Genomic DNA, 13,142 nt, shown 5'->3' with positions numbered 1-13,142 from the left:
GTATCATTCACCGAGCACCCTGTAACTGAATGTAGATAGAGAGACTGTCGCTTACGCTAAGCGTTAGTCTCTCCGTCTACGGACCCTATGCGTTTAGACTTTGGGCTCCCACCCTTTCTCGTACTCACGACCCCAGAGTTTCTGAGCCTCTTTGTCGTCCAGAATATGGCCGTTTTTCGGGTCGATCTTCAGATCCCGGCCAACTCGCCAGGCAATGTTGCCCAACTGCATGGCCACGACACTCTTATAGCCCAATTCCACATCGCAGTTTGGGCGACGGTTATTTTTGATCGCGTCCAGGAAGTCGGCTACGTGTAGGCTATCCATGCCCAGGCTGGGACTGGCTGTGTTACGTCCCTGCATGTCGCTTTCGGCTACGGCGGGTTTGACGTCCTTTACCAGCTTGCCATCCAGATCGTAAACTTTGTAGCTATCGCCACCGGTGTCGAGGCTTCCGTTTTCTCCGTAGAAGATGATACCCCGGTCGAGCCCCTCAATCTTCCGCCCGTTCGAGCTTCTCGATTCCCACATCAGCGATACCCGGTTCGGGTAATCCATGATCACGATCTGCGTATCGGGGGTTTGCCAGTCGTCTTTGAACTCATACCGGCCGCCAACGGAGCTGACCCGCGTCGGGAAGTCGACGCCAAGTCCCCAGCGGGCCACATCGACCTCGTGGGTACCGTTGTTGAGGGCTTCGCCGGTGCCCCAGTGCCAGAACCAGTGCCAGTCGTAGTGGATCAGCCCTTCCTGATACGGAACTCGTGGCGCGGGACCCTGCCATAAGTCATAATCGAGCCACGACGGCACCGTTCCCGGTTTCAGGTTGGTCGCTTTCCGTTTGTTGGTGTACCACGTTTTGGCGAGATAGACCCGGCCAATGATGCCCTTGTGGAGTTCTTCGATACCCTGCGTCAGAGTAGGTGCCGAACGCCGTTGGGCGCCCATCTGAACGACCCGGTTATATTTGCGGGCTGCCGCAATGGCCATCTCCCCTTCTTTGGGGTTGTGACTCAACGGCTTTTCGACGTACACGTGCTTACCGGCCTGACAGCCCATGATCGTGAGCGGAGCGTGCCAGTGATCGGGGGTGGCGATGTAAATAGCGTCGATGGATTTGTCTTCCATTACCCGTCGGCAGTCTTTTTCGGACTTGGGCTTCAGGGTCTGTTTGGTTTTCAGAATAGTCTGAATCGCCTTCGGGATGGCTCGTTCGTCTACGTCGCAGACGGTACCTACCTCGGCGAATTTCTGGCCCGCAATGGTAGCCCCCATGCTATTGCCCCGGCTGTTGACACCAATCGTGGCGACACGCACCAACTCGTTGGCCCCAATAATTCGGTTGTAGCTTTTGGCACTAAAGCCATAGGCAGTTCCGCCCACGGCCACACCCGCCGAACCGGCGGCTACTGTCTTGATAAACTCACGTCTGTTCTGCATGAAATTTATAATGCCTTGATTTTAATGTTCCTGAATGAAATTTCACTCCCATGTTCCTGTAGGAGAATATGGCCTTTCTCAACTGTTCCGAAGGCGGGCACTGTCTTATTGAATTTACTCAGCGCCACGGCTTCCGTAAAGGGTACGCTCCCCCGCGTAAATTCCAGAATTTTGATCCCGTTGAGCCAGTGTTCGACCTGTCGGCCTTTAGCCACAATACGTACGGTGTTCCACTGCCCCGGTTCGTTTACCTTTTTGCGTGACGCATCGGGCGGTATCGCATCGTAAAAGGAGCCCGTCAGGTGATTCTCCTTCTTGTTATCTTCCGCCAGTTTGTCGTCCAGTAGCTGGTATTCCATACCCAGGTTGCCGCCCGTTTCGTACTTGGTGTAAAAGTATTTGACTCCGCTGTTGCCTTCCGGTTCGATGTTGTAGTCGAATTTCAGCTCAAAATCGGCGTATTCACCGGGGGTGATAATGTCGCCCCCTTTGGCGCCTTTCTTCGCGGTAAGGGTTCCATTTTCTGTTACCCAGCCCGCCGGAACCGGCTTACCGCCGGGGGTTGTCCAGCCAGCCGTGCTGACGCCATCGAACAGAAGAACCCAGCCTTCTTTCTTCTCCTGACGCGTTAATGCATTGGCCTGCTGTGCCAGTACGGGTGCTGATGCCATTACCCAGATAAAGGCACTGCTGATCAGTATGTGTTTGCTAGTTAGTTTCATTTTGACTGTTGTCTAGCCTTGTAGGCTAAACTTGCTTTTAAGAATCGTTTCCGTGTGGTCAGTTTCTTAAAACTGACCAGCGAGGTTTCTCAAAACCTCGTTAGGCAGATTGGCTATCCGTTAGGTTTTAAGAAACCTAACGTGTCAGTTTTAAGAATCGCACCGGCGACCCGGCTGACAGCACAATAACCTCTGTGTTCAACAAACCTCTTCAGCTTAATAACCGGGGTTCTGCTTGATTTTCTCGGGGTTGGCCTGAATGGCCTGAAGCGGAACGGGAAACAGCAGCATGTTGTCGTTCCAGGCCGTTGGGTTGAATCCCGTCTGTTCCTTTTGCTCCTGCGTCATCACCGCTTTGGCCCGTTCGGTTCTGACCAGATCGAACCACCGATGGTTTTCAAAGGCCAGCTCAACCCGCCGTTCTTTTTCGATAGCCAGCAAAAATTCGGCATCGGACGTAAAAGGGGTATAATCGGGCAATATACCCGGGGGCCCACCGGATGGTGTTGCACCGGTGCTGTTTCTGGCCCGCTGCCGGATTTTGTTGAGATACGTAAGGGCCACATCCTGTTGTTTGCCCTGCCGCACCAGCGCTTCGGCGTATAGCAGATACACATCGGCCAGGCGCAGTTCAATCCAGTTGTTGTCATTGTCCGAAGCACTGAATGACACATCGTAATACTTCTTCACGTACTTCTCGTTGACGGGTTTTCCCGTTGCCGTAGACACGTAGCCGTCGCTCATGGAAATTGCTTTTCGCGGGTCGCCGGCTTCGTAGGCGCTGGAGATGCTCGGCGTTGGGGCGTTGAATCCGCTTTTGTCGCCCACCAGAACGACTTCCCGGTTCGAGAACCGGGGCGCAAAATCGTTGTTCCAGGGACTGCCCGTGTTTGTTCCGCCTTTTTTATACTGCACTTCAAACAACGATTCGCTGCTGTTTTTCTTGGTTACGTCGAATAGCGTTTTATAATCAGGAACCAGCGAATACTGCGAATTATTGATAACCTCCAGCGCTTTCGTTTCTGCCAGAGCATAGTAGGCCGCACCTTTTTTGAGGGGATACCCGGCCATCGTCATGTACACTTTGGCCAGCAGTCCTTTGGCTCCGCCAAGGGTTACGCGCCCTTTATCGACGGCTGCGTAGGAAGCGGGCAGGTTGGCTTCAGCAAATTTCAGATCGGCCACAATCAGGTCGTAAATCTCCTGGCTTGGCGCACGGCCCAGCGTGTAAGCCTCGTTTACGGACAATTGCTTTTCGACTCTCGGCACATCGCCATACACGCGAACCAGCCAGAAATACATGAGTGACCGAATGAATTTTGCCTCGGCTTTGTACTGTTCTTTCAGCTTGGGGTCTTTGAAGGGAACGGCGTCGATCTTGTCCAGCACGAGATTAGCGCGCAGGATGGTATTGTAGGCGTTGTTCCAAACGGTCAGCACATATCCGTTATCCGACAGCAGCACATCCCCGAAATTGTCGATGGAGGTCATGTCTTTGGAGTTGCCCGGCACCCACGAGAAGGTCGTATTGTCGGAACGGATTTCACTCACGTAGATAAACGGCTGATTGTAGAGAGACCGCAGGGAGGCATAGGGCGACATCACCGCCTGGTTCATGTCCTGTTCGGTCTTGTAAAAGATCCCCGCGTTCATTTCCGAAATAGGCTGGAGATCAATAAATTCCTTCCGGCAGGAAAGAGAGGCCGTGGTCAGCAGGGCCAATAGGATAAATCGCTTCATGGGTAGCTCGTTAAGCAGAGGGTGATTAAAACGTTACGTTAAGTCCGGCAATGAGGGTGCGGGCCGAGGGATACCCCAGATAATCGCCACCGCGCGACAGACTGCCGCCTTCACTGCTTGTTTCCGGGTCGAAACCGGGATACTTCGTGAAGGTGTACAGGTTCTGTCCCGTTACATAAACCCGTAGTCCTTTGAGCCGTAGCTGCTTGAGCAGGACGCTGTTAAAGTTATACCCGAGAGATACGTTTCGGATGCGCACAAACGAGCCATCTTCCACCCAATAGCTGGATGGTTCTTTCTGTAGCCCTTTCGGGTCGCGGTTGGCCCGGAGAATATCGCCCGAGCCGGGCTCCGATTCGGAACGCCAGCGGTCATTCAACTTCACAAGCCCGTTCCGGTCGCCATGATAGATACCCACCATCCGGTTAAAGAAGCTGAACAGTTTAGCCCCCTGCGAACCGGTCAGCTGAAGGTTGAGATCGAAGCCTTTGTAGGAAAAATCATTACTGAAGCCAAAGATGAAATTGGGCTGATTGTTTCCCAGAAAGGTTTTATCGTCGGCGTTGATCACCCCGTCTTTGTTCGTGTCGATATACCGTGGGTCGCCGGGGTGGTCGTTTGCCAGGTGCGGAGCCGCATCAAGCTCGGCCTGATTCCTGAAAATGCCGTCGTACTTATACCCGAAGAACGTGGCAATGGGCTGACCAATGGTTGTAATAAAGGTATTCCCCGCGTTGGCCGCTCCGGCATAAATAGGCCGTCTGTCGGGACCCAGCGCCAGTACTTTATTCTTGTTGAAGGAAATATTAGCATCCGTCGACCATTTGAACGCGCCAACCAGGTTCCGTGACCGGACCATGTATTCCATACCCTTGTTCTCCAGTTGACCAATGTTCTGTAACTGGGTGGCGTAACCGGTCAGTGTGGGTACCGGTACGCTGAGCAGCAGATCGACGGAACGGCTGTTGTAGAAATCGGCTTCGAGCCGGATTCGTTCGTTGAGCAGCCCCAGGTCGAAGCCGATGTTCCACTGGCGGGTTTTTTCCCAACCGAGGTCGGGGTTGGGGTAGTTGATCGGATCGACCGAATTAACCAGCGCGTTGTTCAGGACATTATAACTGTTGCCGGTACGGGCAATGGCGTCGTAATCGCCAATGCGATTGTTGCCCACCAGACCCCAGCTTGCGCGGATTTTCAGGTCGCTGATGGGGCGAACGTCGCGCATGAACGACTCCCCACTCACCCGCCAGCCTGCCGAAACCGAAGGGAACGTTCCCCATTTGTTATTGGACCCGAACCGCGACGAGCCATCCGTTCGGATACTGGCTGTCAGCAGGTACTTATCGTCGTAGGCATAGTTGAAGCGGCCCAGGTAAGAAATCAGTGAGTTCTGATATTCTGTATTGGTTCCGCCCACGATCTGACCGGCACTCAGCGTGCGCACCACATCATTAGGAAAATTCTGCGCATTGACCCGTGCATACTCGCCATACGACTTTTGGGCCGTGTAGCCCGCCAACAGATTGATGCTGTGTTTGGTAAACAGCGTTTTGCTGTAATTCAGCGTGTGTTCGATCAGCCAGTTCCGGTCGAGCCAGGTTTCGTTGCGGGCGTCGGCCGTTCGGGGTGCCCGGGAACCGTCGAGATCCACATACGAAGGGCGGTAGTATTTCAGCCGCCGGTTCTCCATGGTGCCGTTCAGACTGATCCGGTACCTCAGGCCCTCGATGATTTCATACTGACCGTAGGCCGAGGCAATGAAGCCGTTGCGGCTGGTGTAGTTCGTAATGGCCGTGGCAATACCAACCGGGTTGGCGACGTCGCCCGCCCAGATTTCCGGGTTGCGAACCTGCGAGCCGTAGGTGCCATCGGCGTTGCGGAGGGGGTAGATTGGGGGTAAATAAACCGAGTAGGACAAGGGGCTGTCTTTGCCGTTGTCGACATTGTTGTTTTCCGAGTAATAGCCGCTTATCGACACGCCCACTTCCAGCTTTTTGCTCAGGTTAGAGGTGAGGTTCGTGCGCAGGTTATACCGCTTGTAGTCGCTGTTGATCTGGATACCCTGCTGGTTGGTGTACCCGCCCGACACTGCGTAACGGGTTTTTTCGACACCGCCCGTTACGGATAACTCATGCCGCTGGGTTGGGGCTATTCGGAAAATCTGGTCCTGCCAGTTGATATCCGCAAAATTGTTCGGGTCGTTGAAGCTTTCAGGAATGACGTAAAAGCTGGAGTTGGTATATTTTTCCCGAATCGAGTTGGGGTCATTGATGGTATGAGGTGCATCGCCGGGCATTGGAGCCCGATCCAGCCACGCTTGGTTATGCCCATCCTTGAAGAACTGGAGGTATTCGCGGGTGTTCATGACGTTCATTTTCTTCGCCACCTGCTGGATACCATAAAAGGCATTATAAGAAATGGTCGGTGCGCCAACGCTGCCTTTTTTGGTGGTTACGATCACAACGCCATTGGCCCCGCGCGAGCCGTAAATGGCCGTCGACGAAGCATCTTTCAGTACCTGTATACTCTCAACATCCGACGGATTCACCAGCGAAAAGGCATTCCCGTCAATGGGATAGCCGTCGATCACGTACAGGGGCGAACTGGTAGCCGAAATAGAGCCCGTGCCCCGCACCCGGATCGTCAGCCCTTCGCCACCGGGAGCGCCGTTGGTTTGCTGCACCTGTACCCCGGCCATTTGCCCGACCAGCGCTTCGCCATAGGAAACCGCCGGCCGACTCTTTAACTTCTCCGCCGATATGGTCGCAATGGCCCCGGTGAGGTCGGCTTTTCTCTGCGTACCGTACCCGACAACCACTACTTCATTGAGGGATTTGCTATCGGCCTTCAGGGTAATTTTGAAGGAGGTCTGGTTGTTAACGCCCACCTCCTGCGGCTCGTAGCCAACGTAGGAAAACACCAGCACGGCCTGCGCATCGGGCACAACGAGCCGAAACGCCCCATCGGCATCCGTCGAGGTGCCGCGGGTGGTGCCTTTTATGACCACGCTCACACCCGGCAGCGTTACGCCCGCTTCGTCCGATACGGTGCCCGTAACCGTTTGCTCAGCCGCAGCCAGCAAGCCCGTACGGCCATTGATGCGTTGCAGCAAAGCTTCCGGTTGGACCGGTTGAGGAACAGGGCTGATAATGATCTGACGACCCACGACTTCATACCGGAGCCGGAGCGGTTTAACTACCTTGTTGAGTACATCGCCCAGCGGTTCGTTCGACGCAACGATGGTCGTTTTCTGATCAAAGGGAATCACCTGCGACCGAAAGGCAAATCGAATATTCGTTTGCTGTTCAATTTCCTTGAACACCTTGCGTAAGCCCTGGTTTTCGAGCCGGAAGCTTACCCGTTTCGTCAATATCTCCTGAGCTGTAACATCGAGTGCCAGCGAAACACCCGAGAACGTCATGGCCAGACAGACCTGTAACACCGAGAGTTTCATAAAATAAAGCAGGGTTTGAACTGGTATTGGTTTTTTCATTGGCTTAACTGGTTTTCGTTTATCGTTGAGAACAGAGGCCATTCAAGACCTCAGCATGGAATTAGTTGACGTTCGGGCATCCTTTACTATAAATGACAACTTTGGCATCTATGAGTTTGTACTGGGCATCCAGCACTTTACAGATGACGTCCAGTTTTTGAAAAAGGTCTTCGTCATCCAGGCTTAAGGTCAGGGTACAGTGCTGCATCACCTCCTCGTCAAAAATGATGTCGACCCCATACGCCTGTTCGATAGCCCCGAAGATTCGGGCCACGGGCGCGTCGTCAAAGACAAATTGCTGTAGTTCGTTTTGCGAAATGAGCAGGCTGGGGCTATCCACCAATTTTTTGTCGAGTGTGGCCGCTTCCCGGTGAAAGACCACTTTCTGGTTCGGCGTCAGCACCATCCCGTTCGATTCGGGGTCCTGTACGCGGCTCGTTTGATTGGCGTAGACCGACACCCGGCCTGTCTTTACATCAACCGTCACCGTAGGTGCATCGGCGGGGGCATTGATCCGAAAGCTGGTTCCCAGCACTTTGGTCACCAGACCATTGGCATACACAACGAATGGTTTGGCGGGATTCTTCCGAACCTGAAAGAAGGCCTCTCCCGTCAGGTAGACTTCGCGCAGAGAACCGGCCAGTTCCTTTCGATACCGCAGCCGCCCCCCCTGCCGGAGCTTTACCAGACTGCCATCGGCGAGTTGAATATCCATGCTCTGGCTGGCTTCATTGAGCGTTTCGGTCCAGTCATTATTGGTTTGAGCCAGTCCATTTTTTAACGTCTTGCCGGTCTTCCACTGATTCATCCCCAGCCAACCGGCCCCCAGTGTCAGGAGGATTAGAGCTGCTACCTGCCAACCCCGCTGTCCGATCATCCAGCGAAGCAGGAATACGGGCTGCGCTGGCTCCAGCGTCTGTTCAACTCGGCTCCAGATGCGTTCGACGCTGGCTGTTTGATCGGGTAAGTGCTGAATAGCCCACAGCCCCGTTACTAATGCTCTGGCTTCTTCAAGCTGGTAATATCGTTCGGGATATTCGTTCAGGAACGACTTCCAGAACGCGTCCGTATCGGGTGTGGGCGAACAGACCCATTCTTTAAAATAGTCGTCGGCTGCCAGGTCTTCCGCGTTGAATTGATAGTAGTTCATGGTGTTGTCTTCTTAAAATCCCTCCAACCCTACCCACAGCAAGCCCACACTCAGAATTCGGACAACTTCGCGAAGCGTTTTGAGGGCTGCGTAAATGAACCGGCAGGCCGACTGGTAATTGACGCCCATAATCTGGGCGATTTCCTCGTTGCTGAAGTGCTGGTAAAAGCGCAGGTTCAAAGCCTCCTGCTGGCGGGGTGTGAGCAACGCGAAACTTTTGAGAAGCTGCTGGTTGATACGGTGTACTTCTTCGCCTTCAATGAGGGTATTTTCAATGATAAAGTCGTCGGCCGCCAAAGGGGCGTCGTTGATATCGGACGCCTGAAAGAACAAATCCCGATTGCGCGTTTTGGTGATTTTATTGCGCAGGGAGCGAAACAGGTAAAACCGGATGGAATCCGTATCGCTCAGATTGGCCCGGCTTTGCCAAAGTTCGATGAACAGATCATGGATACTATCCTCGATCAGAGGCACGTCGCGGGTTACCTTGTTACCGTAATTGAGCAGATCGCGGGCGTACAGGCCATAAATCTGCTGAAAGGCCGCCTGGTCCCCCTGTCGAAAGGCGTGCCACAGATCGGTATGAGGACGGGCGGATAACACAGGAATCAGGAACGGTTAGTTGAGTATCAATAAAACAATCCGTGGATTTAGCTGGCTTAAACAAAGGCCGCTATATACTAATGCCTGTACCGGGCGTTTTTAATCCCATTTTTTCTGAAAATATTTTCAAACGTTGCTATAAAGGCCTGTTAAAATAGAATTCGATTAAATTTCAGACTTACTCCTTCACCAATAATGGGTTCTAACGGGTACTTCGACGGCCTTTCAGACTAACTTTTCAGCAGGGTCGACTCGTAGGTTATCGATAGGTGACATAGAACAATAAGTAGTTAAACTATGATTTAATTTGGGTAAGTAAAGGCCCGTTGGCGCTTTAGTACGTAGTCTCTTTTTATTCTGTCTGCTACGAGTTATGAGCGCTACCCCGTCACGAACCAACTCATTTATTCCCCGCCGGGAAGCTTTGCAGCGACTGGCTCTATTGGTCGGGGCGACACTTTCTCTGCCAGTGCAGGCGGCCTTACGGGGCGAACCTATAAATACCACGGCTGTCCGGTTTTCGGCGGATCAGCAAATGCTCATTACCGATTTGGCCGATGTGATTATTCCCACTACCGATACGCCCGGTGCCAAAGCCGCCGGGGTTGGTGAGTTCATCGAATATGTACTTGGACATTGCAGTGCGGCCAGCCAGCAGGAAGCGTTTCAGCTGGGATTAAACCAAACCGAACAACTGAGTCAGTCAGCGTTTGGGAAGTCTTTTTCCGCCCTCACCCGTCCTCAGCAAACTGAGATTGTGACCCAACTAACCCGGCAACAAAAGCCATTTTTTCTGAGCCTGCGTGAGCTGACCATCGTTGGGTACTTCACCTCCGAAACAGGTGCCACCAAAGCCCTCGACTACGTATCCATCCCAGGCCGCTTCCAGGGCGACATCCCAATGAAGGCGGGTCAGAAAGCGTGGGCGGTATGAATTTTTAGGAGTGAGGAGTTAGAAGCGAGGAGTGAGGAGCCATCCGGCGGCATAAAAACGTGCCGGTCCGCCGGTGTGGTCAACCCTCCAACTCCTAACTCCTCGCTCCTCACTCCTAACTCCTTAAAAAAAACATGCTCCTTACAATCGACGCCAAAAAAGAAATGACTTACGACGCCATCGTGATTGGGTCGGGGGTTAGCGGAGGCTGGGCCGCTAAAGAATTAACCGAGAAAGGGTTACGGGTACTTATGCTGGAACGTGGCCGCCCGCTGGAACACGTAACGGGTTACGAAGATGCGCTGAAAGGCCCCTGGCAAATGCCCGCAACGAGCCGTTTAGGCGACTTGGCACCCAAATACCCACAGGCACCGCAGGATTCGACCCTGGCCAAAAGTGCCCCGAGCTACTGGATGCCCGGTGCCGATACGTCGTACCGGCAGGATAAACCCTTCCGCTGGCTCCGGCCGGGTATTGTAGGCGGAAAGTCCATCATGTGGGGGCGGCAGTCGTACCGGTTCAGCGATATTGATTTTGAAGCCAATGCCCGCGAAGGTGTTGGGGTCGACTGGCCCATCCGCTACAAAGACATTGCACCCTGGTATTCGTACGTTGAGAAAATAGCGGGTATTTCGGGCGAAAAATTAGGATTACCACAGCTTCCCGACAGTGAGTTTCTGCCACCCATGGACATGTTTCTGGTGGAAAAAGAAGTGCGAAAACGGATCGAAAAGAATTTTCCGGGGCGAATCATGACCATTGGCCGAACCGCTAATTTATCCGAAGCCCGGAAAATACAGATGGACAGTGGCCGGGCTCCCTGTCAATACCGCAATCAGTGCATTCGGGGGTGTCCGTATGGCGGTTATTTCAGCACTCAGTCGTGTACACTTCCTCCGGCGGTAAAAACCGGCCGACTAACGCTGCGTCCGCATTCGGTCGTGACGGAGATCATGCACGACGCGCAGAAACAGCGGGCGTCGGGTGTGCGGGTCGTCGATTCCGAAACGCTGGAACAGCGGGAGTATTTCGCCAAAGTCATCTTCGTTTGTGCCAGTGCCATGGCGTCCACGGCCCTGCTCATGAACTCGGTGTCGGACCGTTATCCCAATGGCATGGGGAACGATTCGGGGCAGTTGGGGCATAATTTAATGGATCACCATTTCCGGATTGGGGCTTCCGGCCTGTGGGAAGGTGGCGAAGACCGGTATTTTTACGGCCGCCGGGCCAACGGCATTTACATTCCCCGCTACCGCAACATCGGAACCGACAAGCGCGACTACCTGCGCGGCTTCGGGTATCAGGGCGGGGGCGGTCGGCAGGGCTGGCAGCGTAGTGTTGCCGAACTGTCTTTCGGAGCTTCACTGAAAGAAGAACTCACCCACCCCGGCCAGTGGACCATGGGCCTGATCGGGTTTGGCGAGCAACTGCCCGAATACCGGAACCACATGTATCTGGATAAAACCCAGTTGGATAAATGGGGAATGCCGACCGTGGCCTTCGACGCAGAGATTGGCGAAAACGAGCGAAAGATGCGCAAAGACATGCTCAACGATGCTCAGGAAATGCTCGAATCAGCCGGGATCAGCAACGTAAAGGGCTACGATCAGGGGTCAGTTGTGGGCGGGGCCGTTCACGAGATGGGCACCGCCCGGATGGGCCTCGACCCGAAGACCTCGGTCCTCAACGCTCATAATCAGATTCATACTGTAAAAAACGTATTCGTGCCCGATGGTGCCTGTATGACCTCGTCGGGCTGCGTCAACCCATCGCTGACGTACATGGCGCTGTCGGCCCGCGCTGCCGACTTTGCCGTTCGGGAGTTAAAGGCCCAGCGACTTTAACCGAATGATATAACGGCCTGCCAGACCCACTCCCTCTCAAAAGGCTCAATTCATTAACAACTCGTCTGCGTTTGTGTTAACCTCTCTGGTGAGCAGAAGCCCCCGCACCGCTACCGTATGCTGTAGCGTGGGGCCTCTGCCACCAAAATGGTTACTCTTATGACAAATCTGTTGACGAGGCTCTACAAGCGGCTTTTTGCAAACTCAATCCCTTTGCCCGATGCGCCTGCCACTGCGGCTACCAAGGCGCCAAAGGGCTTTTTCGCCAATGCATGGATCGTTTTACGCGATTCGTTTAACGGTTTTCTGGATGACCGCTGCCTCAAACTGAGCGCAGCACTGGCTTATTATACCGTCTTTTCACTGGCTCCCCTGCTGGTACTGGTCATATCGCTGGCGGGTGTGTTTCTGGGCGAAGAGGCCATTCGTGGTCAGATTTTTGGGCAGATCAACGGGCTGGTTGGCAATGAAGCCGCGAAGCAGATTCAGGAGATGATCAAAAATGTAGGGCTTTCGGGCAAAACCAGCACCGCACTCATTATCGGTATTGGTACCCTGCTTCTTGGCGCGACCAGCCTGTTCGTAGAGATTCAGGATTCCGTCAATCTGATCTGGCGGGTCAAGGCGAAACCGAAACAAGGCTGGTTAAAACTTATCAAAGATCGACTGCTATCGTCTTCGTTGATTGTCAGTTTAGGATTCCTGTTGCTGGTTTCGCTGATCGTCAACGGTATTGTTCTGGCACTAAGTGATCAGCTCACCCGTTTTATGCCCGGCCTTGGCGTTTACGTGATCAGTGCGCTTAATTTTCTGATTAGTGCGGCTGTAGTTACCATCTTGTTCGGGGTCATTTTCAAAGTGCTGCCCGATGCCAAAATTGCCTGGAAAGATGTACGTTGGGGAGCCCTTTTCACGGCCCTGCTATTTATGCTGGGACGGTACCTGATCGGGTTGTACATTGATACCACCGCTACCAGTTCGGCCTACGGAGCCGCCGGATCGCTCATCGTCATCCTGACCTGGATTTACTATACAGCCGCTATTCTGTATTTCGGGGCTGAATTCACCCAGGCCTATGCCAATCATTTCGGGATAAAGATTGAACCGGCTGATAACGCTGTGTACATTGAACAAACGGAGCGGGAACAGGAGACGGGCGTTATACCGACCGAAAAAAAGGTGGAACAAAGTAAACAGCGCTGAGCCCAACGCTGTT

9 protein-coding genes are annotated in these 13,142 nt (G+C 53.6%); 3 read left to right on the top strand and 6 right to left on the bottom strand.

Annotated elements, in window-relative coordinates:
* Window positions 1-93: 93 nt before the first annotated feature.
* The 6 genes from CRO74_RS18440 to CRO74_RS18415 form a co-directional block, all read right to left on the bottom strand.
* Window positions 94-1,440 (bottom strand): Gfo/Idh/MocA family protein, encoded by a 1,347-nt coding sequence (locus CRO74_RS18440; protein WP_097127731.1) that lies wholly within the window; start codon window positions 1,438-1,440, stop codon window positions 94-96.
* 5 nt (window positions 1,441-1,445) lie between these two features.
* Window positions 1,446-2,162 carry a 3-keto-disaccharide hydrolase gene (locus tag CRO74_RS18435; protein WP_097127729.1) on the bottom strand — a complete coding sequence of 239 codons (717 nt, stop codon included), beginning with the start codon at window positions 2,160-2,162 and terminating at the stop codon, window positions 1,446-1,448.
* A 216-nt stretch (window positions 2,163-2,378) separates the two neighbouring features.
* Complete coding sequence (locus tag CRO74_RS18430) at window positions 2,379-3,902, bottom strand: RagB/SusD family nutrient uptake outer membrane protein (protein ID WP_097127727.1); 1,524 nt, start codon at window positions 3,900-3,902, stop codon at window positions 2,379-2,381.
* 25 nt (window positions 3,903-3,927) lie between these two features.
* Window positions 3,928-7,395 (bottom strand): SusC/RagA family TonB-linked outer membrane protein, encoded by a 3,468-nt coding sequence (locus CRO74_RS18425; RefSeq protein WP_097128674.1) that lies wholly within the window; start codon window positions 7,393-7,395, stop codon window positions 3,928-3,930.
* A gap of 61 nt (window positions 7,396-7,456) precedes the next feature.
* Entirely contained in the window at window positions 7,457-8,545 is a 1,089-nt protein-coding gene (locus CRO74_RS18420; RefSeq protein ID WP_097127725.1) for a FecR family protein, read from the bottom strand.
* Between the two features lie 12 nt (window positions 8,546-8,557).
* A complete protein-coding gene (locus tag CRO74_RS18415; RefSeq protein ID WP_097127724.1) occupies window positions 8,558-9,148 on the bottom strand; it encodes an RNA polymerase sigma factor in 591 nt (196 codons plus the stop codon).
* A 373-nt stretch (window positions 9,149-9,521) separates the two neighbouring features.
* On the opposite strand from CRO74_RS18415, the gene CRO74_RS18410 reads away from it, so the two are divergent.
* The 3 genes from CRO74_RS18410 to CRO74_RS18400 all read left to right on the top strand — a co-directional run bounded on the left by CRO74_RS18410 (window position 9,522) and on the right by CRO74_RS18400 (window position 13,129).
* Window positions 9,522-10,082 (top strand): gluconate 2-dehydrogenase subunit 3 family protein, encoded by a 561-nt coding sequence (locus CRO74_RS18410; RefSeq protein ID WP_097127722.1) that lies wholly within the window; start codon window positions 9,522-9,524, stop codon window positions 10,080-10,082.
* Between the two features lie 134 nt (window positions 10,083-10,216).
* On the top strand, window positions 10,217-11,926 hold the full coding sequence (locus CRO74_RS18405) for a GMC oxidoreductase (protein ID WP_097127720.1): 1,710 nt from the start codon (window positions 10,217-10,219) through the stop codon (window positions 11,924-11,926).
* A gap of 159 nt (window positions 11,927-12,085) precedes the next feature.
* Window positions 12,086-13,129: a YihY/virulence factor BrkB family protein gene (locus CRO74_RS18400; protein ID WP_245877902.1), complete on the top strand. Its 1,044-nt coding sequence runs from the start codon at window positions 12,086-12,088 to the stop codon at window positions 13,127-13,129.
* The last annotated feature ends 13 nt before the right edge of the window (window positions 13,130-13,142 follow it).

This window comes from Spirosoma fluviale (assembly GCF_900230225.1).
Taxonomy (GTDB): domain Bacteria; phylum Bacteroidota; class Bacteroidia; order Cytophagales; family Spirosomataceae; genus Spirosoma; species Spirosoma fluviale.
The sequence above is the reverse complement of the archived record's forward strand: the minus strand, read 5'-3'. Positions and strand labels throughout refer to the sequence as shown.